This is a genomic window from Lysinibacillus sp. 2017 (assembly GCF_003073375.1).
In the GTDB taxonomy this organism is placed as follows: domain Bacteria; phylum Bacillota; class Bacilli; order Bacillales_A; family Planococcaceae; genus Solibacillus.
This window is the reverse complement of sequence record NZ_CP029002.1, coordinates 2302834-2327547: the sequence shown is the minus strand read 5'-3', so window position 1 is coordinate 2327547 and position 24714 is coordinate 2302834. Positions and strand designations below refer to the sequence as shown.

Genomic DNA, 24714 nt, shown 5'->3' with positions numbered 1-24714 from the left:
TCTCATAGGGGGCATCATTTTCATAGCATTAAGCATGCTATTTGTTTTCGCGGGAAATTTCAATCAGCCGAGCAAACTGACAGATGAACAGCAGTTAGCAAATCTCCTAAGTGAAATTCATTCAGTCGGACAAGTACAAGTATATTTTCATTATGAAAAATCGGCTACAAACAATGGTTTTTTAGCAGTCTCACAACAGCAACAATTATCTGGTGTTATCATTGTGGCAGAAGGTGCACATAACGCGCATGTAAAAAGCTTACTAAAAGAGGCGGTTGGTAACGTTCTGCAAATTCCATCACATCGTATTCAAATCGTCCCGATGCAATTAAAGGAGGAAGGCAAGTGAAGGTGAAAAAAAGAACAGTATGGTTGTTAACATTCGTCAGCTTAATTGCGGTAATTTCCGTATATTATGTTTTTAATGATAAGCAAGGACCTAATTTTATGGCAATTTTTACAGATGATGCACTAGACAATACGGAAATTGTCGGAGTGAATCAAAGTACAACGCAACCAGTCAATTCAGAGAGTGACTTATTTCAAGAAATTCGTTTGGAATTGGATAATAAACGGAGTCAATTACGCGAGCAATTAACTCAAAAGATTGCATCCGCACAGTTATCGGCAGAAGAAAAAAATGCGGCATTTGATGAAATGGATAAGCTCATCAAACGCGAATCGTCTGAAGCGATGTTAGAAATGTTAATAAAGTCAATGAATTACTCAGATGCCCTAGTTCGAATTGAGGATGAAAAAGTAGCGGTGTCAATTATGTCAGACGAAGTGTCGAAACAACAGGTTAATGAAATTGTGTATATAATCCGCTCAGAAATGGATGAAAATGTGGTTGTAAGCGTGGATGTACAACCTTTTAATTAAAAAATGGCTTGAATATGTAAAACTCCAATTGTGTTATATAGCAGAATCCCCTAAAATTCTTTGTTTTAATATAGTTTTGTTCTGATTTGTGCTCATTTTTATTTAAAATGAAATAAAGTATTTCATAATAGTCGGAAAAATTATAAAATAGGATTTGTAGTATTAAACTTTTTTTACAAGGGAGAGTTAAGAATGTTCAAAGTTCAAGAAATCCGTGAAATTATCAAATTAGTAGATGCTTCTTCAATTGATGAGTTCGTATATGAAGCAGATGGGGCAAAAGTAAAATTAAAGAAAAATGGCGGGGTTACGCAAGTAGTAGCTCCTAAAAATTTCGTAGAAGCAACACCAGCTCCAGTAGTGGCAGCACCAGTAGCTCCAGCAGCACCAGCACCAACTCCAAAAGTAGAAGCTCCTGCACCGGTAGCACCAGTAGCAGATACAGCTGAACTACATAAAATCACTTCGCCAATGGTCGGTACATTCTATCAATCTCCAAATCCAGAATCACCAGCTTTCGTAAAAGTGGGCGATAAAGTAGGCGACGAATCAATCGTATGTATCGTTGAAGCAATGAAATTATTCAACGAAATTGAAGCTGAAATTAAAGGTGAAATCGTTGAAGTATTAGTGAAAGATGGCCAATTAGTAGAATACGGTCAACCTCTATTCCTAGTAAAAGCTGAATAAGGAGTGCTACTAACTATGAAAAAAGTATTAATTGCAAACCGAGGCGAAATTGCTGTACGTATTATCCGTGCATGTAAAGAGCTAGGTATTCAAACTGTTGCAGTATACTCTGAAGCTGACGCAGAAGCGTTACATGTTAAATTAGCTGACGAAGCCTATTGCATCGGTCCTAAATTATCAAAAGATTCGTATTTAAGTTTCCCGGCCATTTTAGGCGTAGCGCAAAAAACAGGTGTTGACGGCATTCACCCAGGTTACGGTTTCTTAGCGGAAAACGCAGCATTTGCGGAAAGCTGTGAAAATGCAGGGATTAAATTTATCGGTCCTTCATCGGATGCGATTAAAATAATGGGTATTAAAGACGTTGCTCGCGACACAATGGAAGCAGCAAACGTACCTTTAGTTCCTGGTACAGGTATTGTGCCTGATATCGAAACAGGTAAACAGTGGGCAGCAAAAATCGGTTACCCAGTCATCATCAAAGCAACAGCAGGTGGTGGTGGTAAAGGGATCCGTGTTGCACGTACAGAAGAAGAGCTTGTAAAAGGCATTGAAATTACGCAAAAAGAAGCAGCAGCGGCATTCGGTAACCCTGGTGTATATTTAGAGAAATTTATCGAGTACTTCCGTCACTGTGAAATTCAAGTGTTAGCAGATGGCCACGGCAATGTCGTTCACTTAGGTGAGCGTGACTGTACGGTACAACGCCGTATGCAAAAGCTTGTCGAAGAAGCACCATCTCCAGCTTTATCTGAAGAGCGTCGTGCTGAAATGGGCGAAGCAGCAGTGAAAGCAGCAAAAGCTTGTAATTACGAGGGTGCAGGGACAATCGAGTTCATCTATGATTACCAACAAGATAAATTCTACTTCATGGAAATGAACACACGTGTACAAGTAGAACACCCAGTAACTGAAATGATTACAGGTGTAGATATTGTTCAACAACAATTAAAAATCGCTTCTGGTGCTGAATTACCATTCAAACAAGAAGATATTAAGATCAATGGTTGGGCAATGGAATGCCGTATCAACGCTGAAAATGCATACAAAAACTTTATGCCTTCAGCGGGTACAGTAGAAACTTACGTGGTTCCTGGTGGCTACGGCGTACGTGTAGATTCTGCTGTTTACGCAGGTTACACAATCCCACCATATTACGATTCAATGGTCGCAAAATTAATCGTTCACGCGGACACTCGTGAAGAAGCTATCGCTAAAATGAATCGCGCGTTATCTGAGTTCGAAGTAGCAGGTCCTGGGATTAACACAACAATTCCATTCCACCAAGCACTTATGAACAACGATGTATTCAAATCAGCGAAGTTCAACACGAAATTCCTTGAAGAGAATGATATTTTAGGTGTTAACAAGTAATCTAAATCTTTGGTTTCTGGATAGCACAGGGAATAAAACAATAAATTAAGATTCTTAATTTTTTACCTTCTAATAATTCATTTTATTAGGAGGTTTTTTCGTGTCTTGATGAAGTGATACGTTTTATTGTGATGGTACATCTGTTGTTATTAATTGCTCAAGAGAGGTGCCTTTTTTAGATAAACATATATAAAGAAAATCTAAACTATCTTTAATGCTAAACATTACTACTGTTCAACTAATGGAAACAGGTATGATTTAAGTTTTAAAAGGAATTTCGAATATATATAGCGAAATAGTATTTAGTTGGAGGTGACTAGGGAAGTGAAAAAAATTATAGTTTTAATGATTGTTATCTTGATAGGCATTGTCTTTTGGATCAAGATAACCCCACCTTTAGAATACGGTACTATTGCAGGTAATGGTGAATATACGTCCGTTGTAATAGGATTAGGAAATACAGGTTTTAATGATATTCAAGTTACTGAAGTATATGTTAATAATGGAGAGACACCCTCACAAGTAAAAATGCAAATTGAGCATCCAGATAAGGGGTTCATTGTAACAGACGACTTTTCATCTTCAGAAGCAGCTACACATAATTTTTTTAGTTTAATGGACACAAAGATAAAAAAAGGAACGATAATTGGCGAGATTTATGAACGACAAGATAAAAAACAAGTACATGAAGATGACAGAATTTATGGTCTAACTATTTTGAATGAACAACCGATTTCTAAAGTAACAATACAATACCGTTATTTAGGAATGCCCTATAAAATTGAGGTGCAGGTTAAGTAGTTTTTAATGAAATTTATTAATGTTATTTTGGTTGGCAATTTATTTTATACAGTTCTATTTAGTTACATTATTTGGTATATTACGTTTAAATAAAACTATTTAGAAAGAGGAATATAGTGAGCCTTTATCGTTATTTTGCTTCAAAAAAACCCTTACCGACTGTTACAACTTTAGAAAAATACCATTTTGGGGAACAGTTTGAAGTTCTTCCTTGTAGAAAAAGTCCTCCTATCGCAGCAGGGGGGCAAATTCAAAAGCCTAATATCTACAAGGTGAGAGGGAATACGAATGAAACGTTTTTAAACCAACTTGTTGACTATATTAAGGGGAATGTTGAAGAACAAAACCGAGTGGAATTTTGGTCAATATGGCACAGTGAAAAAGTGCCTTTTAAAAACATACATCGAATAAATCCACAGCAAGTAACGATTGAAGATTTACGATTCTTAAATGAACATAAAAATAGCTGTATTAAATTTTTTCCTAAAAATAATAAGTAGCTTTATTGAAATGCGAAATTAAGGATAAAAGTTACCAACATGAAGTGACCCCTAAAAGTTAGACACGGTTATTTCGCTTAGGCAGCTTGGGAACATTTCAAACAGCGACAAACACTGTTCTAACAGTATTTGTCGCTGTTTTCACTAGATAATGCTCTGAGACGCTGCGAAAAATAATTTTAAAGAAGACTGTTCGATCCACTTGTTCTGAATGGCTGTAACATATAAATAGGAATCTCAATGAAATGTTACCAAACGACGGTTTGGGTGCGTATTTTTATTCAGACCAACTATAAGATTTAAGATAACCTTAATTAATAAAACCAAAAATTGGATATTTGTATTAAAATTAATGATGAAAGTATTTTTAATTGGCGGTGAAAATATTGAAGAATACCAAATTAAGAATTGTATGGATTATTCCTAATGTTTTTTGTTACCTAATGGTTATTATTTTTTCGATTTTTGTAGCTTTAAATGCAGAAGGTTTACAAGAAATAAACCGACTAGGTATATGGGTATTTGCAATGATTATTCTTTTCTTAGTATCCATTTTTAATAGTTTTCGAATCTGGACATGGATAAGAGAAGGGAAAATGTAATAATTCTTTTAAGTGAACTTGGTTTTAAAACTATAAACCTTCCCAAACGTCGCTTTGGGAAGGTTTAGGGCATAAAAAAAGACAAAATAAAACATCATAGCGAATACGCTATGATGTCTCTTAATCTGCTTTTCTGTGGAATTTTGTATTGTATGGTGGATAATCTTATTTGGCATAAACAGTTTTTTTAATGTAAGTACCATTTGGTTTATAAGCATGTCCGAAATTACATGTAGGACCAGTATCTACAGCATACCTAACTTTGTGGTGAGTTGTGAAAAGTTCGAAGTTGATGCTTTCATTTGCTGCGATTGGTGTGTTACTTTTGAACTGAACAGAGTAATCCTCTTCCAACTTAAATCCGATTTTAGCTTCGAGACCGGCTTTAGAGGCACCAAAAGATCCGTCATAACTTGATTTAAATTTTTTAGTTTCCGAGTATTCAAACTTATCAGGACCATCTATAAAGAAGGTTTTATATGGGTAGTTTTCGTTATACCAGCCAGACCCTAAGTCATTCACATAACATATGTCGCCCTTCGCATACGGAGTAACTACTTGGTCTGGTTTACTAAAGTCTGTTTCTGAAGGTATATATTCATATTCAATTCTAATAGGAACTTTTTCTAAACCTTGTTCTACTGCAATTTTTTCCAATTCTGACTTATCTGTAATATTTACAGATGCACCTTCAGAGAATTGTAACTGCGTTTGCATCTCTAGGCTAGTAGGTACTTTAGAAGTCATAGTATCTTTACTTTCAATCTTTATCCCATCTAACTTACAATGGGATGAAGAGGTACTTGCAAAAGATGTTGGGACTATTGAAAAACAAAGAATAGATGCTAAAAATAATGAACCAAAAGCTTTTTTAAACATTTTATTACCTCCTTTTTATATTCTACTCATATTATAATATACATATTAATACTTTTATTGTAAATTATATAAAAAATTACATTTATTGGAGGTTGTGTTATTGAAGAAAATTTTACTCTCTGGCTATTTCATAATAATTTTTTGCATCGGTATATTGTTCGTACCTGTGTCATTAAAGTGGGGGCCTCATCTTGAATTTTATGATAAAAGGTATGCTCCTATATGGCAATTACACACGAAAGAATTCCAAGTTGATGATTATTATCCAACTTATGAACTTGATATTATGAGAATAGTATATGAAATTGGCATAGTATCTTTATTAATCTTTATATTATATTTTATATTAAAGGAAGTCTAAGCTCTTAAAAAAGATGAATTTATAGAACTAAAGGCCATTTCGATTCTTATCCTCCCACCATTCCGGTGTACTATGAGGTACATAGGTTTCAATTACCCATGTACTACCATATGGCCAACGCCCAACAGTTCTTTCCATGCCCTAATTCTGAGTGAAATTGGGTGATTTAGTTGAATAAGTCATTATCGAAATTAGTATCACTAATATCTGGATGCTCTAATGATTTTTCATCTTATATCAACAACTTTAATATACAAACATAAATATATACAAATAACGTTCCCAAATCCAAGTTTGGGGGCATAAGAAAAATCGGTGAACGTTGATGGAACAGCGTTTACCGATTTTTTGTTGGAACATTGTTTATACGGTTTTTTATGCACTTCTTTAAAAGCTCAGTTACATCAACGGATTAAGCACAATTTGAGCAACGCAAAGTGATCTCAGTTATTGCATAAAAATGGGTATATTTTTTATCTTTGTAAATACTTAAAACTTCGACGAGACTCAAAAAAATTGTGACGTAGTACTAAAAGTAATGGAGTGCGTTGATCAAAAGGAATTAATGCCTTTTTTGTTGAGTTAATTAAACTAACAAATTGTGTTAATTCAAAAAGGATTCAACGCTTTAGAATAACTTAGAAAATATTGTGAAGGAGAAATTTCACTGAAAAAAAACGGTTTTACCCTTTGCCAATTATAAAAGAAGATACCTTAAAATTCATTCCGGAAATTCAAATAATTCCTGGATTGATTGCATATGTTAGGTATTACTAACAGCAGGGGAAGTGGTTACATTTATTGAAAAGGCGCTTATTTTTATCATTACATTAAGACTTATTTCAGGAAGTATTGAGATAACAGCTGCTGCGTTAATGTATAAATTCAATGATTTAGAAAAGGCATTTTATATTAATACACTACTTGCTTTAGTAGGGCCAGTTATTTTAATTGTTACGACAGCAATCGCATTACTTGGACTGGCTGAAAAAATTTCGATGATAAGAATCGTATGTCTTTTCGGCGGAATATTTTTAATTCTTTATAGTTTAAATTCAAAATAAAAAGGCTAACTTTCAGACATTACATACTTAAAGGACCCATACAGCAACAATAGCTGTTAGGTCCTTATTTTCATGCTGTTTTATTTGTTTTTTCGATTTCATCGACTTTGATGAACTTAAAGACGATGAATAATAAGATGAATCCCAATACGCCTGCCGTAATATAGCTGACATTGAGATAGTCTTTCATGACAAGTGACATAATAGGGGGACCAGCTGCAACACCGATAAATCTTGCCGAGCTATAAAAAGAGGATACTGTGCCTCGTAACTCTTTTTCAATGTTTTCTGTAATAATCGCGTCCAGTGCAGGCAGTAGTGCGCCAATAGCGATTCCCACGATGCTCGTTACGACTAACAGCAGGATTAGCTTTTTGCTTGTATACCCTACGAAGACGATGCTGACAGACATGGCAATTAAGGAGAAAATGATTATTTTTTTCATCGTTGCTAGATGGCCTTTAATCTTTCGACCTGAAATAAAAGAAGCAATACAAAGTAATAAAAGTGGGATGGCCAAAACGAAACCTTTTTTAATGCCTTTTATATCATGAACTTTTTCAAGGTTTTCTGATAAGAAAAATAACATACTAAATAATATCAGCATAACAAGGACCCCATTTAGGAATACGGTATACAACCACTTTCCTTCCGCTTTGAATACTTTTTTAGTGTTGCGTAAAAACTCCTTAAATTTCACTGGTTCTTCCTTTTCTTTGGGGACTTTAACAAAGAAAAAAATAAGTACGATAGAAATTAAACTGAGCGCTGAAATTGAAAAGAAGGGTAGAAACCATAAAATAGCGGCAAATATTGAACCTAAAATGGGACTTAACACTTTTCCAAATGTGTTCGACGTTTCAATAATTCCTAAAGTAGAACTTACTTTTTCATCATCTTTATATAGATCACCCACAAGTGGCAAAACGATTGGCATGGCACCAGCTGCTCCTATTCCCTGGATGATCCTACCAACGATAATCATGGCGTAAGGATCCTCCATTTTCCATGAAGCAAACCCAGCAATTAGACCGCCAATTAAAGCGAAGATTAAACTTGGTAATATTACCATTTTCCTACCGAAACGGTCTGATAAATAACCGGCTACTGGTATAAGAAAAATAGCTGCGACAGAATAGCTTGTAATAATCATGCTCGATTGAAATGATGTGATTCCGACCTTTTCTTCCAGTATCGGGAGCACGGGAATAAGCATGGAATTTCCAAGCGTCATGATGAGAGGGATTGACGTTATACTTACAATACACCAGATACTTACTTGATCCTTACTCGCTTTCATTACCACACCTCAACTAATCCGTTTTTATTAAGGTTATGGTTTCCATTCGTGTTCATTTTATGCGCTATATGTTTTTTGAAAAACTTTTACTAAACAGTATTATAAGGAAACATACTTATAAAACCGTTGAGTGCGTATTAAAATATCACTTGAAAAGCTTGCATGCCAAAGTAAATTCCAAAACCAATCATTATTATGGATGAGATAAGGGAGACGGTTTTCAAAATATTGGTAGATAATAATTTACGAGCAGCACTGGATAAAAAGGCCATAATAAAATCCACTAAGATAATGCCAAGCAAAATGGCGATACTATTTATAATGATTTGATAATCTGAAGAGATTCCGGCCGTTTTTGCGAGCATGGAGCCATATATCCCTAGCCAAAAAAGAATGGTCAATGGATTCAACATTGACATGAATAAACCAGCTAATATAGAATTTCTAAGTCTCGTCATTTTACCGGTTTTTAAATTCATATCAATTTTATGTAGGGATAGTAAATTTTCTATACCGGTATATAAAAGAACAAAACAGCCGAACGACCAGAGGAATATTTTCAAATATAACGAATCAATAAATTGTCCAATTCCAAAATAAACAATGAACATATAGATAATGTCGGTTACCAATGCACCAAGACTAAAAAACCAGGCATGAAAAAAACCATTTTTAAATCCAGTATTTATTAGGACAGTCTTGACGGGTCCAATTGTTGCAGCCATTGATATGCCTAAAAAGATATAGGTGAATACAGTATTCATGAATAGCCCTCCACTAATATAACGTCATTCATTTTATTCGAAGTAAATGACATATAGGACTATTTAAAAAGGAAATTGTAATAGAATATCTAGTTTTCTTGCAGCTAATAAAGTCTATACAAATTCAGAAAATGGCAACAATTAAAACTTTTTTCTATCCATCATAAAAATATTGCATTTTACACGACAAGCGAATATTATAATAAAGTTCTTAAAAAATGTTCGTGTTTTGAAAAGAGGGATTTTGTGTTTCGTTTAAAGGAAAATCAAACAACGGTGAAGACGGAGCTTTTTGCTGGTCTTACAACGTTTTTAACGATGGCTTATGTTATTATTGTCAATCCAATCATTTTAGCCGATGCAGGTGTGCCAATTGATCAAGTGTTCATGGCAACAATTATTGCAGCTGTTATTGGTACAGGTTGGATGGCGCTTTGTGCGAATTATCCAATCGCAGTAGCTCCTGGTATGGGTTTAAATGCGTATTTCACGTATACAGTCGTATTAGCTTCTAATGGTGAAATAAATTATTTAACTGCATTTTCAGCTGTATTTGTAGCAGGCTTATTATTCGTTATTATTAGCTTAACGCCATTCCGTGAAAAGCTAATTACAGCAATTCCAGAAAACTTAAAATTAGCAATTACCGCGGGAATTGGTTTATTCATCGCCTTTATCGGTCTGCGTATGTCAGGGATCGTTGTGGCGAATGATTCAAACTTAGTTGGTTTTGGGGATATTGCGAGTCCAGGGACATTATTAACATTTGTCGGCTTATTCATTACAGTTGGCTTAATGGCTCGTAAAATTAACGGTGCAATCTTCATCGGGATGATTATTACCGCGATTATTGCAATTTTTACAGGTCAGCTTACGGTTGATAAAGTTGTTGCGATGCCGCATTTACCAGAAGGTATTTTATTGTACAATCCAATAGATGCGATTGGTGAAGTTGTTGAGTACGGCCTTTACGGCGTTGTGTTCTCATTCATTTTAGTTACATTATTTGATACGACAGGTACGATGATCGGGGTAGCAAAACAAGCAGGATTAATGAAAGATGATAAGCTCCCACGTGCGCGTAAAGCATTATTATCTGACTCATTTGCGACAACATTCGGTGCGATGTTTGGGACAAGCCCATCAACTGCTTTCTTAGAATCAGGTTCTGGTGTAGCAGTTGGCGGACGTACAGGATTAACATCATTAACTGTAGCTGTCTTATTCATTGTTGCTTCATTCTTCGGGCCACTTGTTGGTTCGTTATCAGGTGTAGCAGCCATTACATCGCCAGCATTAATTATCGTAGGTAGTTTAATGATTGGCGTTGTAAAAAACATGAAATGGGATAACATTGAAGATGCATTCCCCGCATTTTTAGTTATTTTAATCATGCCACTTACTTCAAGTATTTCAACAGGGATCGCATTAGGATTTATTAGTTATCCACTAGTGATGCTTTTCAAAGGTCGTGCAAAAGATGTACATCCACTTGTATATATTTTCGCGGTACTATTTATTATTCAATTAGTCTTTATGCCACACTAATTAGGATGTGCTGTTTCGCTATAAAAGCGGACAGCACATTTTTTAATTCTATTCATTTTCCCCTATTACCCAATCCCCATATAATTATTTGTCCATTTCTATTCTTCATACATTTCAATGAAATAAAATCGAGTACATTTTTTTTGCGCTTTTATCAATAATAAGAAAGTGTAAATCGTTTTAAGGATGTGGAGATTTGAAAAAAACACTTATTTTTTCTTTCTTAATTTTAATCATTTCCGGTGTTTCCATGTTATATGTATTCGATGAGACTTCTGCTGAAAAGGAAAGAAAGTATTATGAAGAAGCAGGCTATATTATTTGGGATATCCAAACAACAGAAAAGGTCGTCGCGCTTACATTTGATGATGGCCCTCATCCAAAGTACACCGAACAAGTATTAGATCTATTGAAGCAATACGGAGCAAAAGGTACTTTTTTTATCGTCGGTCAACATGCTGAAAAAAACCCGCAAGTTGTGCTACGTACGTTTGAGGAGGGACATGAGATTGCCAATCATACGTATACACATCCTTACACGAAATCAGTTTCTAAAATCATACAGGAAATTAAACAAACGAATGATACCATTTATAGCATCACTGGTTATTCGCCGAAATTATTTCGACCTGTAGAGGGGTATTATACAGAAGAAATTGTAAAGGAAGTTGTAAAAGCTGGCTATAAAATTGTGATGTGGTCTTGGCATCAAGATACAGAAGATTGGAAAGACCCTGGCGTTAATGTGATTGTTAAGAAAGTGTTAGATGGAGTGGGAGAAGGGGACAATGTGTTGTTTCATGATGGCGGAGGAAATCGCGAACAAACGGTGAAGGCATTAGAAAAAATTTTACCCGAGCTTCAAAAAGAAGGATATAAATTTATTACGATTACAGAAATGATTAAGCTACAAGAGAAGGTAAATAAAATCTCAAATGATTGAAGGTGATGTTTATTGTATCGTTCTATCGTTTATGCGCTATCATTTGTCTTGATTTGGAGTGTGATGCCAGTCGCAAAGGCTGCTGCAGAAGGTGGAACTCCCACTAAAGAAGAAGTGCAACAGCTACGTATGCAGTATTATTTTCAATTTCAGGGAGTTTTGACGCCTTGGTATTATTTAGCGGCTGTTGACCAATATGAGCGGAATATTCAAGACGTTCGAATTGATATTCCTAAAAGAGAAAGCATTATAGCAATCCAATTTTCCGATGAGTATTGGTCAGGGATATTGAATCCGATGGAAAATGACACATCTCCGCACGCCATTGATTATTTTGGTGGGATGGGACTAGATGGTAATGACGATGGGGTTGCAGATAAAACAGATGACGAAGATGTGTTGTTTTCAATGGCAAAATATTTAAGTGCATATGGATATGGGGAAGATCAATTTAAATTAGCCTTATGGGAATATTACAAAAATGAACTGACCGTCAAGCAAATTATGGTAATCGCTAATGTATATGAAAAATTTGGAACAATTGACTTGAATGCTCATACATTCCCCGTCGCAATAGGTTATGAGTATAGCTATAGAGGTACATGGGGTGCGAATAGAGGATGGGGTGGTAACCGGATTCATGAAGGAACCGATATTTTTGCCGGATATGGTACACCAATTCTTTCGGCCTCCTATGGTGTCATTGAAGTAATGGGCTGGAATCAATTTGGTGGGTGGCGTATCGGGGTTCGTGATAACCATAATTCATATCATTATTATGCACATCTTGGGTATTTTGAAGAAGGTTTGCAAGAAGGGGATATCGTTGAAACGGGTCAAGTCATTGGCTACGTTGGAAGTTCGGGTTATGGCAAGGAAGGTACGGCAGGTAAGTTTCCACCACATCTGCATTACGGAATCTACAAATTCAACGGTCGTACAGAATGGGCGTTTGATCCATATCCGTCGCTTTTACAATGGGAAAAAGAGGCAAGGAGTGCTAAAAAACGCTAGGACTGATTTTCTAGCTATTGGCAGGCTACGGCATGACTTTTCATTCCAAAAACTGAGTGACGCGGAGCGCAGGGGGCGACTCCTTGGGGATTAAGCGTGCGCGAAATATCCACTTATTTGTGCCGCCGTATAGGCACAAATAAGTTAGATGGAGCCACGCCCCCAGGAAAGCGTCCCCCGTAGCGTAGCAGAACGAACTTGATTAAAAGTAATCACTTGAATCTTAAAATGGCTCAATCCCCAACTATATGGTGATGAGCCTAAATAAAATATAAATTTACAAATACCTACATAAGAAAAACATAGTTAGTCTTCTTCGTTCAAACTCAAAAAACTTCTAACCGAATTAACATAGTCCTTTTTAGGATAAAATTTATATAAACTACTAGCTATTCGCACCGGATCGCCATAAAAAAATCGCTCGTATTGTGTTTGTCTTGTGCCAAATGCGCTCATTGTTAAATCCCAGGCTAAGCGGAAAATTTTGACGCGTTCGTCAGCTGGTATAAAGGCACCTTGAAGGTATTGATCTAATTGTGGGCGGATAGTGGAATGAAATGCGTTTTCTGTTGGTAAAGAAATCATCCCACTTGCCCCGATTAATTGAATGATTTCGATAAAACGAGGATACATTTTTGGGAAAATAATACTTGCTACTTGAAGTGGCATTAGATTAGGACGCATTATCCCGAATGAATCTAGTTTGGCATCATTTTCTGCTTTTTCGATGAGAGCCTTCATCGTTTCCAGGCCGACAATGATTTCGGACATTTTTTCTTGGATATGTGGATATTCACGAATGTTAATCGTCTGGATAAGAAGCTCTGCGAGTCCTAAAATAAATTCAGTTTTGACAATTTGTCTAGTTAGTACTTGGTGATTCGCAAAATTATGGAAGCTGCTTTGGGGGACAAATGATTCTGCTATTTTAACGTTATTGTAATAAAAGACGCGTTCCCAAGGGACAAACACATCGTCAAATACAACAATGGAATCCATTTCTTCAAATTGCGAGCTTAGTGGGTGATTAAAAAAGGAGTCCCCACCAACATAGGAATCACGACAAATAAATTTGAGCCCATCGGTATTGGATGGAATCGAAAAAGCAAACGCTTCATCGTCATCAATTAACATTTTAGGAACACTAAATACTAAAACTTCATCGGTTAATCCACCTTGTGTGGCTAATAACCTAGCCCCTTTAATAACTATCCCGTCATCCGTTGTTTTGACAACCTTTGCTGCAATGGGTTCTTTTGAATTCGGCAAATGAACTTGAGAGCGGTTAACTTGAGGGCTGATAAATGTATGGGTAAATGATAAATCATAATCTGTTGCGCGTTCATAAAGTGCACGTAAATGATTAGCAAAACAGTTTTCTTCGCCTTCTAACAAGCTTGCTGAAGAAGCAAAGCTCATTAAAACGGTATTTAAATAGTCTGGACTTCTTCCCATGATTCCATTTGAATGCTTTGCCCACTGTTCAATCATCTTACGCCTTTTGATAAGGTCTTCTTTTGTTTTTGGCTGCAAATACGAAACGCCAACTCGTGCTCCTGAAGTAGGTGAAATAAACGTCATAATATCTTTCAGGCTTTCATCATATTGTAAATCATAAAGAGCTGCCTTCGACTTAATAATACCTTTAAATGCTGGATGCTCGGATAGTAAGCCTTCAACTCGTTGCCCGTCTAACCATATTTCATTATTTAAATTGTTTAATCGAGTGATGAAATCCTGTCCATTTGTAATTCCCATCGTCATGCTCCTTTATAACCGAGGTACTTCTCATTATCATATTAATGAGTAGATAGTTTTGTACGTAAATTTTTTGTGAAATCGAAATGGCTTATTTTTTTATGGTCAACTGGCAATTTCTCGTGGTATGATGCTAGCGCAATAGGTTTGAAGAAGGTGAAGAAATGTGGGAATCCATTAAGTGGCTTATTCCGACTGTCAAAGTTCCAACTTTAACGGATGGATTTGTCGCCATTGGAATATTAATTGTTGGGTTGATAATTATCCGATTCATTGTAAGACCATTCATGATGAAATTTTCGAGTATGTTCGAAAAAGGACATCATCCGGTTTTAAGTGATATAACGAAGAATATTTACCCCTCATTACGAAGTGCGTTAATTTTTAGTTTAGTCGTTATCGCAATGTCGTTATTAGTGGAAGTTTGGCTATTTAACAGTCCAAAATTAAGCGTGTATATTGAATCAGTTTATGTATTTTTTGCGTTTAAAGCGCTAAATGATGTGTTAGGTTTCTATTTAAAAAACCCAGAACGCTTTGAAACGGGTAAAGATCAAGATATTTTAACGCCATTTTTCCTACGCATAAGTAAAGTAGGGGTTATGGGGATTGCGCTGTTTACGATTGCGTCACTTTGGAATTTTAATTTAAATGGCTTTTTGACGGCCATTGGACTGACTGGTGTGGCATTAGCGTTTGGCATACGTGATACATTGTCGCATTTTTTCGGGGGAATGAGTGTTGCACTCGATAAACCGTTTCAAATTGGTGATTGGGTTATGAGTAGCGATGAAAATATCGATGGGACGGTTGAGGATATTAATCTACGAAGTACACTTATACAAACATCTGATAAAGGGCTTGTGTATGTACCAAATTCGTATTTGGTGAACCGCCCGATTTATAATTTATCAAAACGAGAACAACGGAAAATTGAGCATTACATATTTGTATCGAGTGAAAATAGTGAAGAAGCCATTGTAGAATTTATAGAAACGCTCCGTGAGCAAATTGCCTTGCATCCAAAAACGTTAAAATCAATTATTCATGTAGCGATGGATGAGCTTAGACCATCTGCTTGTCGCATTGTCATTCGTTATTTTGTGGCAACGAATGATACGGCAATGATGCTTCAAATAAAGCAAGATATATTGTTTGTTGCGAAGCACTATTGTGAGGAACATGAATTACAGTTAGTTGAACCAAATCAACCGCAATTTGTATGGCATGACTCGAATCATTAAATTCGTAAATATTTACTCAAAAGATGTTTTCATGATTACTCGTGCGGATATATGTAGTATAATAAGCGTAGGTATAGTAGTAGAAAACCTTTTTACATAAGAAAGGATGTTTTAGATGGCTGAAAAACAACCAGTAGCATTTGTGCAACCGACACCAGTTGGCAAAGAAGAGTTAGGTAAAATTGAAGTAGCACCAGAAGTAATCGAGGTTATCGCTGGTATTGCAGCAACGGAAGTAGAAGGAATCGCTTCAACACGCGGTAATTTTGCATCTGGCGTTGTAGAGCGCTTCGGTAAAAAAGTACATTCAAAAGGCATTAAATCAGCTATGTCTGAAGAAGGCAATATTTTAATTGATGTGTTCTGCACAGTAAAATACGGGATGTCGATTCCAAAAGTAGCGAAAGATGTACAATCTTCTATTCGCCAAGCAATTCAAAATATGACAGCAATTGAAACTAGTGAAGTGAATGTTCACATTACAGGTATTCAATTCGAAACAGCGAAAGACGCTGAATAATTTAATGTAATTTTTTAAGGTAATATGACTGGACGTCTCGTCTCGTCCTATTACCTTTTTTGTTTTTAATGAATGGCGTTTTATTGTCATGTACTATTAGGGTATAGGTAACTAAGTTAAGTATGAGGGAGGACGAAAATGTGACAATTTTTTCTGCAGGGCATCGACAACTAAGAGAAACACAACTTAAGGAAGAAACGTTTGATTTGTTTGTAATTGGCGGTGGCATTACAGGTGCTGGGATTGCTTTAGATGCGGTGACGCGCGGTTTAAAGGTGGCGTTAGCTGATATGCAGGACTTTGCAGAAGGAACGAGTAGTCGCTCGACAAAGCTTGTACATGGCGGATTACGTTATTTAAAACAATTGGAATTAAAAGAAGTCTCGGAGTTAGGGCGTGAACGAGCGATCGTCTTTGAAAATGGCCCACATGTGACAACACCTGTTTGGATGTTGCTGCCGTTCTACAAAGGAGGTACTTTTGGTCCGTTTACAACTTCACTTGGCTTAAAGGTTTATGACATTTTAGCAGGAGTTAAAAAGGGTGAACGTCGTTATATGCTCTCTGCTGCAGAAACGATGGCAAGAGAACCTTTAGTCAAAAAAGACGGATTATTAGGTGGCGGTATTTATGTCGAATACCGTACGGATGATGCGCGGTTAACGATTGAAGTGTTAAAAGCAGCCGCTACAAATGGTGCAATTGCTATGAACTATTTAAAAGTAGTCGCAATTCAATCAGATAATTTAGCATTTACAAAAGTGATAGTAGAAGACCAGCTAACGGGTGAACAATATAGCGTTAGAACAAAGAAAGTAGTTAATGCAGCAGGTCCTTGGGTAGATGATGTACGAAAATTGGACAACTCACAGGGGAACAAGCATTTGATTTTATCAAAAGGTGTTCACCTCGTTTTTGATGGCGCAGATTTCCCATTGAAACAGGCGATTTATTTTGACACTGAAGATGGTCGAATGGTGTTTGCCATTCCACGAGCAGGTAAGACATATGTAGGGACCACGGATACATTTTATGACGGAGACCCACTCGATATGAAAGTCACGGCAGATGACAAAAACTACTTACTGGAAGCAATTCATTATATGTTTCCTCAGCTAGAAATGACCGACCAAAAAATTGAATCGGCATGGGCAGGTGTGCGTCCTCTTATCCACGAGGAGGGCAAGGGTCCATCTGAAATTTCGAGAAAAGACGAGATTTGGCAGTCTGAGAGTGGTGTTATTACGATTGCGGGTGGAAAGCTAACCGGTTACCGGAAAATGGCGGAGAAAATTGTTGACTTGGTTGTTAAGCAACTCAATGAAGAGTTTAAAAAGAACTATGGAAAATCCATCACAAAACACTTTCCGATTTCTGGTGGGGATATTAGTGGATCCAAATTTTTTGATAGCTATGTAAAAAAACGTACAACTAAAGGACAACAGCTTGGCTTAACAGAAGAGCAAAGTAGTTACTTAGCGCGCTTTTATGGCACAAATGTAGATAAAGTATTTCTCTATGTATCCGAGGCAAAAGGCAACTTGCCCCCGATTGTTTATGGACAACTCTATTATGCCATGAATGAGGAATCAACAAGTACAGCCTGTGACTTTTTCATGCGTCGAACAGGTGCCTTATTATTTGATATTCATTTTGTAAACCAATTTAAAGAGTTAGTTGTCGATGAAATGGCGCACTATTTAGGCTGGACTATGGAAGAAAAAAGAAATAACTTTACACAATTGCAGCGAGCTTTGGAGGAAGTTTCTTTTTCGTAATCGTTTATGATTGTACTTACTAGTGGAGTTGAGATGAGCTAATTGTCAAAATTTTATAAAAATATGTATATCGGCTAATTGTTACGAAATGGCAGAAGCCGCAATCGAGATTAAAGGAGTAACTTGCATGGAAAACTATATTTTGGCTTTAGATCAAGGAACAACAAGTTCTCGTGCCATATTATTCAATAAAAAAGGGGATATTGCATTTGTTGCGCAACAAGAATTCAAACAATATTTCCCGAAATCTGGTTGGGTAGAACATAATGCTAAAGAAATCTGGAGTTCAATCTTGTCCGTAATTGCACAAGTATTATCAGAAAATAACATTAAAGCCACGCAAATTGAGGGAATTGGCATTACGAATCAGCGCGAAACAACGGTCGTCTGGGATAAAAATACAGGGGAACCCGTATATAATGCTATCGTTTGGCAATCACGTCAAACTGCTGACATTTGTAGCGAATTAAAAGAAGCTGGCCATAATGATTTGTTTCGTGAAAAAACAGGTTTACTTATTGATGCGTACTTTTCTGGAACAAAAGTAAAATGGATTTTAGACAATGTGAAAGGTGCTCGCGAAAGAGCAGAAGCCGGTGATCTATTATTCGGGACGATTGATACGTGGATTATTTGGAAACTAACAGAAGGCGCTGTTCATGTCACTGATTATTCGAATGCCTCACGAACACTTATGTATAATATTTTTGATTTAAAATGGGACGAAGAACTATTAGATATTCTCGGAGTTCCAGCTTCGATGTTACCTGAAGTAAAACCGTCATCTGAAATTTACGGTGAAATTGCAGGGAAGCATCTATTTGGACATGCTGTTCCAATTGCGGGCATTGCAGGCGATCAGCAAGCATCATTGTTTGGACAAGCTTGCTATGAAAAGGGCATGGTCAAAAATACGTACGGAACAGGCTGTTTCATGTTGATGAATACCGGTGAAGAAGCGGTGAAATCAGAGCATGGCTTATTAACAACAATTGCGTGGGGGTATGACGGAAAAGTAACCTATGCACTTGAAGGGAGTATTTTCGTTGCAGGCTCCGCAATTCAATGGCTACGTGATGGGCTTCGCATGATACGAAAATCAGAAGAAAGTGAAACGTATGCCAAGCGTGTCACAGATTCGGATGGTGTTTATGTTGTGCCGGCATTCGTAGGATTAGGGACGCCATACTGGGACAGTGAAGTGCGCGGTGCGGTATTTGGGTTAACGCGTGGAACGTCAAAGGAACATTTCATTCGTGCAACCTTAGAATCGCTTGCGTATCAAACGCGTGATGTATTAGCGGCGATGAAATCGGATTCGGGCATTGATTTAAAAACGTTACGTGTCGATGGTGGAGCAGTTATGAATAATTTTTTAATGCAGTTCCAAGCAGATATTTTAAATATTCCAGTTGAACGCCCAGCGGTTAATGAAACAACCGCACTAGGTGCAGCTTATTTAGCAGGGCTAGCAGTTGGTTTTTGGGAAGACTTAGAGGTCGTGAAGAAGCATTGGCAAATTGATGAAACCTTTGATGTGAAAATGGAAGAAAAGGAACGTGAAGAATTATTCAAGGGCTGGCATAAGGCCGTAAAAGCAGCACAAGTATTTAAATAGATGTTTTTGAAAGCCAAATCAGATTGGTAGGGCAGGAATTAACCGATATGTTTGTGCTATAATTAATGGAATCTATTTGAGGAGTTAAAAGTATATGAGTAAAGATTTTATCCGTATAGCCAATGAGGCAGATATCCATTTAATAACGGCTTATTTTGAGCAAGCATTGGCGCATTATGAAGAGGTAGGGGAAATATTGGCCATGCAAGACATTAAATATTTCCTACAAAATTTACATGAGTTCCAATTTGTTATATTAAAGGAAACAACAGCGCAAATAACGTATTTATTTGAATTCCCAGAAACAGCTGATGGCAAACGTGAAACTGGCACGGTTGTTATCCCGCTGCAAAACAATTAAATTTGAGAAATCAAATTTAATTGTTTCTGCATCGAAAGCAAAGCGACAGATGCAAAATAAGGAAATCAAATTTAATTGTTTCTGCATCGAAAGCAAAGCGACAGATGCAAAAATCTGCATCGAAAGCGAAGCGACAGATGCAAAATAAAGAAAATCAAATTTAATTGTTTCTGCATCGAAAGCGAAGCGACAGATGCAAAATAAAGAGAAATCAAATTTAATTGTTTCTGCATCGAAAGCAAAGCGACAGATGCAAAATAAGGAAATCAAATTTAATTGTTTCTGCATCGAAAGCAAAGCGACAGATGCAAAATAAAGAAAATCAAATTTAATTGTTTCTGCATCGAAAGCGAAGCGACAGATGCAAAATAAAGAGAAATCAAATTTAATTGTTTCTGCATCGAAAGCAAAGCGGCAGATGCAAAATAATGCTATAAAAAGGTCTGTTGGCAACGTGAAGAGTAACAACTAATGACGTTGACCCACAGTCTTTTTTATTTTTAAACAGGAATAAAACATAAAATGCAAGGCAACAAGTTAATATAGTGAATGTGCGACATGTTTGATAATTTCGAGCATGTCACATTTTTATTGCAAAATAGCGCATTTTAGAGAAGAAAATGCACTTGTAATTTAACGTTCAAAATTTTTCTTTCAATCTGTGCTATGACAATAAAAATATGCTATTATAGGAACTAATGCTACTTATGAAGGAGAGCTTTAACTTATGAAACGAACAGAAGCGCGCCAAAAAGCGTTACAAGCTTTGTTTCAGTTAGACAGCACAGAACTTTCGGTAGAAGAGGCAATTGGACATTCGCTTGAAGAAGAGCAAAAGTCAAACGCCTTTTTAGAACAATTAGTTCGTGGGACAACTGAAAACTTAGAAGCAATCGATGCAGCGCTAGAACAAAAATTAGAAAATTGGACGCTTAGCCGTCTACCAAAAATTGAGAGAACGGTTTTACGTTTAGCAGTGTACGAATTAATGTTTGAAAAAGAAACACCAAATAAAGTTGTAATGAACGAGGCAATCGAGCTTTGCAAAATTTATGGTGATGAAAAATCAAGCAAATTCGTTAATGGTGTACTTTCGAAATTTACTGAGCAATAAAATCAATCAATGTATATAATTCGATAAGATTAATATATGAAGATTTAAATTGGACAGGTTGTCATTTTGAAAAATGCACATCAATATATGTGGACGTCTACTCAAATTTAGACAACCTTCCAAATTGTCGTGATCACTGGGAGGAGTAACAACATGTCAAGTGCAATTATTAATGGTAAAGAAATCGGTCAAGAAATCCGCGGTGCAGTAGCAACTCGTGTAGAATCTTTAAAACAAAACGGGGTAACACCTGGTTTAGCGGTAATTTTAGTGGGAGAAAATCCTGCTTCAAAAACATATGTAGCCAACAAGCAAAAGTCTTGTGCGCAAATCGGTATGTTTTCAGAACTAATAAAATTACCAGAAGATATTTCAGAACAAGCTTTACTAGAACAAATTCGTGAATGTAACGAACGCACTGATATTCACGGTATACTCGTTCAACTCCCATTACCTAAACATATTAATGAAGATGAAGTGATCGCTACGATTTCTCCGGAAAAAGATGTCGATGGTTTCACTCCTATTAGTGTAGGTAAAATGATGTTAGGACAAGATACATACTTGCCATGTACACCTTATGGGGTCATGAAATTATTGGAACACTCAGGTATTGAAATTGCTGGAAAACATGCCGTTATTGTAGGACGTAGCCATATCGTTGGAAAACCAATGGGACAACTATTACTACAAAAGGATGCTACCGTAACATATACACACTCAAAAACACCAGATTTACCTTCATTCACGAAGCAAGCTGACATTTTAATTGCCGCTGTTGGACGTGCGAATTTCATTACGAAAGAGCATGTAAAACAAGGCGCGGTAGTAATAGACGTCGGGATTAACCGTGATGAAAATAACAAGTTATGCGGTGACGTGAATTTCAAAGACGTAGACGGTATTGCCTCACACATTACACCAGTACCAGGTGGCGTGGGCCCAATGACGATTACAATGTTATTAGAAAACACGGTTCAAGCTGCTGAAAAAAAGTTAGAACGTCAATCGAAATAATCTAACTTCAAAAATCACTATTTTGATGTTGATCAAAATAGTGATTTTCACTTTATATACAAAAATCTATTAAAAAGGAGCAAACGTCGATGTCATCGTCTTCTTATTTAAGTGTAAAAGCGTTAACGAAATATATTAAACGAAAATTTGATGCCGATCCGCATTTACGTGATGTCTATGTGACGGGAGAGCTTTCGAACGTGAAAATCCATAGTTCGGGGCATATTTACTTTACGTTAAAAGATGACAGCTCTCGCATTGCCGCGACAATGTTTAGAGGTCAAGCTTCTAAACTAACATTCAAACCCGAAGAAGGCATGAAAGTGTTTATTCGCGGAGATGTGAATGTGTATGAAGCGAGCGGTGCGTATCAATTATATGCCCAAACGATGGAGCCAGATGGAATCGGTGGCTTATTTGTTGCGTTTAATCAACTAAAAGAGCGCTTACAAAAAGAAGGGCTCTTTAATCCTGATTTCAAACAACCAATTCCACAGTATCCGCAAACAATCGGCGTATTAACAGCGACAACGGGTGCGGCGATTCGAGATATTTGCACAACGATCAATCGACGATACCCACAGGCTGAAATCTTAATTTATCCGACGCTTGTACAAGGGGCGGGGGCTGCACCAAAGATTACAGAGAATATTTATTTAGCCAATCATCAAGCGCTCTGTGACGTATTAATCGTTGGACGTGGTGGTGGTTCGATTGAAGACTTATGGGCGTTCAATGAAGAAATGGTTGCGCGTGCGATTTTTGAAAGTCGTATTCCTATTATTAGTGCGGTCGGACATGAAACGGATACAACGATTGCCGATTTTGTAGCGGATCTGCGTGCGCCAACACCAACAGCTGCCGCGGAATTAGCAGTTCCAAATCAGCAAGAACTGTATCAGCAACTGCTGCATAAACAGTCCATGATGCATCAAATGATGACGTCACGCTTAAATTTTGAGCGCACGCGACTAACAAAATTACAAAATTCCTATCCACTTGCAACACCTGAACGTTTATATCGTCCTTTTATAGAGAAGCTTGCACAAATGGATACGGCTCTTCAAAATGCAACAAAATTATATGTATTAAACCAGAAGTCGAAATTACAAACGATTGATGGTCAAATGAAGCTTTATTCGCCGCAACATAAGCTAGCAAGTGCTAAACAGCAGCTAGTCCATCAACAAGAGAAAATAAACCGGTTAATGCAGCAGCAACTTGCGCAAAGTAAAGTCACATTTACCAATCAGTTACGTATGTTAGAAGCGTTAAATCCACTTTCTTTAATGAGTAAAGGGTTTAGCGTAGCATATAAAGATAAAAACGTAGTAAAATCAGTTCATGAGCTTCAACAAAATGATATCGTAAACGTGACATTCCAAGACGGATATGCAGAAGCAAAAATTGTGAAGACGCATGTGCAAAAGGAAGGGGAATTCTAAATGACAAAACCAACATTTGCAACAGCAATGGCAGAGTTAGAAGAAGTTGTTCGTAAGCTAGAACAAGGCGATGCGCCATTAGAAGAAGCGATTGACTTATATAAAAAAGGGATGGAGCTGTCGAAGCTTTGTCACGATACACTTCAAAATGCCGAGCAACAATTAATTTCAATCGTTGGAGAAAACGGTGAAAAAGAGCCGTTCCAACAAGGAAATGGAGAAGAGTAGCGAATGGAAAACACGTTAAAGCACTTTATCGATAGTAAAATTCCAGAAATCGAAAACGTTTTATTTGAACTGGTAGAAAAAATCACAGCGCCAGCGCAATTAAAAGAATCGATGCTGTATTCCTTAAAAGCTGGTGGTAAACGAATTCGTCCATTATTCGTTTCAGCAGTATGTGAAATGTACAAGCAACCGCTAGAGGCGAGTTATACAGTAGGATCAGCAATTGAAATGATTCACACGTATTCATTAATTCATGATGATTTACCTTGCATGGATGATGATGAATTACGTCGTGGTAAACCAACGAACCATGTTGTCTACGGTGAAGATGTGGCAACACTTGCAGGCGATGCACTTAATACATTAGCATTTGGTGTATTAGCACGCCTACAAAACGTGGCTGCAGAAAAACGTATTGAATTAGTAGATTTATTAAGTGTGGCTGCAGGTGCTGAAGGTATGGTTGGTGGTCAAATTTTAGATATGGATGGCGAAAAGCGTTTGCTAAATTTACAAGAGCTTGAAACGGTTCATGTAAACAAGACAGGTGCCCTATTACGTTACAGTATTGAATCAGGTGCGGTTTTAGCTGGTGCGTCTGTTGCGGATCGTCAAGCATTAGTAGAGTATGCACACCATATTGGATTAGCATTCCAAATTCAAGATGACATTTTAGATATTGAGGGTACTTCAGAGCAACTAGGTAAAACAGCGGGGAAAGATGTAGCAAGTGAAAAAAGTACATACCCAGCATTACTTACTTTAGACGGTGCAAAGCAAAAGCTCGATGAACATTACCATTTTGCCATCGAAGCATTACAAAAAGTAGAAGTGGATACTTCACTTCTGCAACAATTTGCACAATATATTGTGAGACGTACAAACTAAAATGTGTTAAACTTTTGTCTT

At 36.9% G+C, this 24714-nt stretch carries 25 protein-coding genes; 21 read left to right on the top strand and 4 right to left on the bottom strand.

From position 1 onward, the window contains the following. Nucleotides 1–34 precede the first annotated feature (34 nt). From DCE79_RS11290 to DCE79_RS11265, 6 genes are all read left to right on the top strand, one after another. Complete coding sequence (locus DCE79_RS11290) at nt 35–349, top strand: hypothetical protein (RefSeq protein ID WP_108713148.1); 315 nt, start codon at nt 35–37, stop codon at nt 347–349. Then, nucleotides 346–882, top strand: coding sequence for a SpoIIIAH-like family protein (locus DCE79_RS11285; RefSeq protein WP_108713147.1), 537 nt, complete (start codon nt 346–348; stop codon nt 880–882). Before DCE79_RS11290 ends, DCE79_RS11285 begins: the two co-directional genes overlap by 4 nt. A 192-nt stretch (nt 883–1074) precedes the next feature. After that, nucleotides 1075–1572, top strand: coding sequence for an acetyl-CoA carboxylase biotin carboxyl carrier protein (accB, locus tag DCE79_RS11280; RefSeq protein WP_108713146.1), 498 nt, complete (start codon nt 1075–1077; stop codon nt 1570–1572). A gap of 15 nt (nt 1573–1587) precedes the next feature. Next, nucleotides 1588–2946 carry an acetyl-CoA carboxylase biotin carboxylase subunit gene (gene accC, locus DCE79_RS11275; protein WP_108713145.1) on the top strand — a complete coding sequence of 453 codons (1359 nt, stop codon included), beginning with the start codon at nt 1588–1590 and terminating at the stop codon, nt 2944–2946. A 324-nt stretch (nt 2947–3270) separates the two neighbouring features. Beyond that, complete coding sequence (locus DCE79_RS11270; protein ID WP_108713144.1) at nt 3271–3747, top strand: hypothetical protein; 477 nt, start codon at nt 3271–3273, stop codon at nt 3745–3747. 116 nt (nt 3748–3863) lie between these two features. Beyond that, entirely contained in the window at nt 3864–4247 is a 384-nt protein-coding gene (locus tag DCE79_RS11265; RefSeq protein ID WP_108713143.1) for a hypothetical protein, read from the top strand. A gap of 767 nt (nt 4248–5014) precedes the next feature. Here the strand turns inward: DCE79_RS11265 and DCE79_RS11255 are convergent. Then, the gene (locus DCE79_RS11255; RefSeq protein WP_108711273.1) at nt 5015–5728 is read right to left on the bottom strand and encodes a hypothetical protein; all 714 of its coding nucleotides are present in this window, start codon (nt 5726–5728) and stop codon (nt 5015–5017) included. 94 nt (nt 5729–5822) lie between these two features. Here DCE79_RS11255 and DCE79_RS11250 point away from each other — a divergent pair, with 94 nt between their 5' ends. Together DCE79_RS11250 and DCE79_RS11245 are read left to right on the top strand one after the other, a co-directional pair. Next, the gene (locus DCE79_RS11250; RefSeq protein WP_234417401.1) at nt 5823–6089 is read left to right on the top strand and encodes a hypothetical protein; all 267 of its coding nucleotides are present in this window, start codon (nt 5823–5825) and stop codon (nt 6087–6089) included. Between the two features lie 788 nt (nt 6090–6877). Then, the gene (locus tag DCE79_RS11245; RefSeq protein ID WP_108713141.1) at nt 6878–7153 is read left to right on the top strand and encodes a YqhV family protein; all 276 of its coding nucleotides are present in this window, start codon (nt 6878–6880) and stop codon (nt 7151–7153) included. A gap of 70 nt (nt 7154–7223) precedes the next feature. On the opposite strand, the gene DCE79_RS11240 is transcribed toward DCE79_RS11245, so the two are convergent. After that, nucleotides 7224–8453 carry an MFS transporter gene (locus DCE79_RS11240; RefSeq protein WP_108713140.1) on the bottom strand — a complete coding sequence of 410 codons (1230 nt, stop codon included), beginning with the start codon at nt 8451–8453 and terminating at the stop codon, nt 7224–7226. Nucleotides 8454–8590: 137 nt separating this feature from the next. After that, nucleotides 8591–9217 (bottom strand): LysE family transporter, encoded by a 627-nt coding sequence (locus DCE79_RS11235; protein WP_108713139.1) that lies wholly within the window; start codon nt 9215–9217, stop codon nt 8591–8593. Nucleotides 9218–9463: 246 nt separating this feature from the next. On the opposite strand from DCE79_RS11235, the gene DCE79_RS11230 reads away from it, so the two are divergent. The 3 genes from DCE79_RS11230 (at nt 9464) to DCE79_RS11220 (ending at nt 12722) form a co-directional block, all read left to right on the top strand. Continuing rightward, nucleotides 9464–10765, top strand: coding sequence for an NCS2 family permease (locus DCE79_RS11230; RefSeq protein ID WP_108713138.1), 1302 nt, complete (start codon nt 9464–9466; stop codon nt 10763–10765). Nucleotides 10766–10961: 196 nt separating this feature from the next. Next, nucleotides 10962–11708 (top strand): polysaccharide deacetylase family protein, encoded by a 747-nt coding sequence (locus DCE79_RS11225; RefSeq protein WP_234417253.1) that lies wholly within the window; start codon nt 10962–10964, stop codon nt 11706–11708. A 63-nt stretch (nt 11709–11771) separates the two neighbouring features. Next, the gene (locus tag DCE79_RS11220; protein ID WP_108714483.1) at nt 11772–12722 is read left to right on the top strand and encodes a M23 family metallopeptidase; all 951 of its coding nucleotides are present in this window, start codon (nt 11772–11774) and stop codon (nt 12720–12722) included. Between the two features lie 306 nt (nt 12723–13028). On the opposite strand, the gene hpaB is transcribed toward DCE79_RS11220, so the two are convergent. Continuing rightward, on the bottom strand, nt 13029–14480 hold the full coding sequence (gene hpaB, locus DCE79_RS11215; protein WP_108713137.1) for a 4-hydroxyphenylacetate 3-monooxygenase, oxygenase component: 1452 nt from the start codon (nt 14478–14480) through the stop codon (nt 13029–13031). Nucleotides 14481–14644: 164 nt separating this feature from the next. Here hpaB and DCE79_RS11210 point away from each other — a divergent pair, with 164 nt between their 5' ends. From DCE79_RS11210 to DCE79_RS11165, 10 genes are all read left to right on the top strand, one after another. After that, nucleotides 14645–15724, top strand: a complete 1080-nt coding sequence (locus DCE79_RS11210; protein ID WP_108713136.1) for a mechanosensitive ion channel family protein — start codon at nt 14645–14647, stop codon at nt 15722–15724. A gap of 115 nt (nt 15725–15839) precedes the next feature. Continuing rightward, complete coding sequence (locus tag DCE79_RS11205; RefSeq protein WP_108713135.1) at nt 15840–16244, top strand: Asp23/Gls24 family envelope stress response protein; 405 nt, start codon at nt 15840–15842, stop codon at nt 16242–16244. Between the two features lie 140 nt (nt 16245–16384). Then, nucleotides 16385–18022 (top strand): glycerol-3-phosphate dehydrogenase/oxidase, encoded by a 1638-nt coding sequence (locus tag DCE79_RS11200; RefSeq protein ID WP_304598427.1) that lies wholly within the window; start codon nt 16385–16387, stop codon nt 18020–18022. Between the two features lie 127 nt (nt 18023–18149). Next, nucleotides 18150–19640 carry a glycerol kinase GlpK gene (gene glpK / locus DCE79_RS11195; protein WP_108713133.1) on the top strand — a complete coding sequence of 497 codons (1491 nt, stop codon included), beginning with the start codon at nt 18150–18152 and terminating at the stop codon, nt 19638–19640. Between the two features lie 94 nt (nt 19641–19734). Beyond that, entirely contained in the window at nt 19735–20001 is a 267-nt protein-coding gene (locus DCE79_RS11190) for an aminopeptidase (protein ID WP_108713132.1), read from the top strand. Between the two features lie 727 nt (nt 20002–20728). Further along, the gene (gene nusB / locus DCE79_RS11185) at nt 20729–21115 is read left to right on the top strand and encodes a transcription antitermination factor NusB (RefSeq protein WP_108713131.1); all 387 of its coding nucleotides are present in this window, start codon (nt 20729–20731) and stop codon (nt 21113–21115) included. Between the two features lie 153 nt (nt 21116–21268). Further along, nucleotides 21269–22132 (top strand): bifunctional methylenetetrahydrofolate dehydrogenase/methenyltetrahydrofolate cyclohydrolase FolD, encoded by an 864-nt coding sequence (gene folD, locus DCE79_RS11180; protein ID WP_108713130.1) that lies wholly within the window; start codon nt 21269–21271, stop codon nt 22130–22132. Nucleotides 22133–22221: 89 nt separating this feature from the next. Further along, a complete protein-coding gene (xseA, locus tag DCE79_RS11175) occupies nt 22222–23577 on the top strand; it encodes an exodeoxyribonuclease VII large subunit (RefSeq protein WP_108713129.1) in 1356 nt (451 codons plus the stop codon). After that, nucleotides 23578–23805, top strand: a complete 228-nt coding sequence (gene xseB, locus DCE79_RS11170) for an exodeoxyribonuclease VII small subunit (protein ID WP_108713128.1) — start codon at nt 23578–23580, stop codon at nt 23803–23805. A 3-nt stretch (nt 23806–23808) separates the two neighbouring features. Then, complete coding sequence (locus tag DCE79_RS11165) at nt 23809–24693, top strand: polyprenyl synthetase family protein (protein ID WP_108713127.1); 885 nt, start codon at nt 23809–23811, stop codon at nt 24691–24693. Nucleotides 24694–24714 lie beyond the last annotated feature (21 nt).

Bases quoted from the DNA above. Each gene is read 5' to 3' on its own strand.
- DCE79_RS11210 (WP_108713136.1), top strand. From the start codon at position 14,645: ATGTGGGAATCCATTAAGTGGCTTATTCCGACTGTCAAAGTTCCAACT.
- folD (WP_108713130.1), top strand. From the start codon at position 21,269: ATGTCAAGTGCAATTATTAATGGTAAAGAAATCGGTCAAGAAATCCGC.
- DCE79_RS11290 (WP_108713148.1), top strand. From the start codon at position 35: ATGCTATTTGTTTTCGCGGGAAATTTCAATCAGCCGAGCAAACTGACA.
- DCE79_RS11190 (WP_108713132.1), top strand. From the start codon at position 19,735: ATGAGTAAAGATTTTATCCGTATAGCCAATGAGGCAGATATCCATTTA.
- accB (WP_108713146.1), top strand. From the start codon at position 1,075: ATGTTCAAAGTTCAAGAAATCCGTGAAATTATCAAATTAGTAGATGCT.
- DCE79_RS11240 (WP_108713140.1), bottom strand. From the start codon at position 8,453: ATGAAAGCGAGTAAGGATCAAGTAAGTATCTGGTGTATTGTAAGTATA.
- DCE79_RS11235 (WP_108713139.1), bottom strand. From the start codon at position 9,217: ATGAATACTGTATTCACCTATATCTTTTTAGGCATATCAATGGCTGCA.
- DCE79_RS11255 (WP_108711273.1), bottom strand. From the start codon at position 5,728: ATGTTTAAAAAAGCTTTTGGTTCATTATTTTTAGCATCTATTCTTTGT.
- xseA (WP_108713129.1), top strand. From the start codon at position 22,222: ATGTCATCGTCTTCTTATTTAAGTGTAAAAGCGTTAACGAAATATATT.
- DCE79_RS11220 (WP_108714483.1), top strand. From the start codon at position 11,772: ATGCCAGTCGCAAAGGCTGCTGCAGAAGGTGGAACTCCCACTAAAGAA.
- glpK (WP_108713133.1), top strand. From the start codon at position 18,150: ATGGAAAACTATATTTTGGCTTTAGATCAAGGAACAACAAGTTCTCGT.
- accC (WP_108713145.1), top strand. From the start codon at position 1,588: ATGAAAAAAGTATTAATTGCAAACCGAGGCGAAATTGCTGTACGTATT.
- DCE79_RS11205 (WP_108713135.1), top strand. From the start codon at position 15,840: ATGGCTGAAAAACAACCAGTAGCATTTGTGCAACCGACACCAGTTGGC.
- nusB (WP_108713131.1), top strand. From the start codon at position 20,729: ATGAAACGAACAGAAGCGCGCCAAAAAGCGTTACAAGCTTTGTTTCAG.
- DCE79_RS11165 (WP_108713127.1), top strand. From the start codon at position 23,809: ATGGAAAACACGTTAAAGCACTTTATCGATAGTAAAATTCCAGAAATC.
- xseB (WP_108713128.1), top strand. From the start codon at position 23,578: ATGACAAAACCAACATTTGCAACAGCAATGGCAGAGTTAGAAGAAGTT.
- hpaB (WP_108713137.1), bottom strand. From the start codon at position 14,480: ATGGGAATTACAAATGGACAGGATTTCATCACTCGATTAAACAATTTA.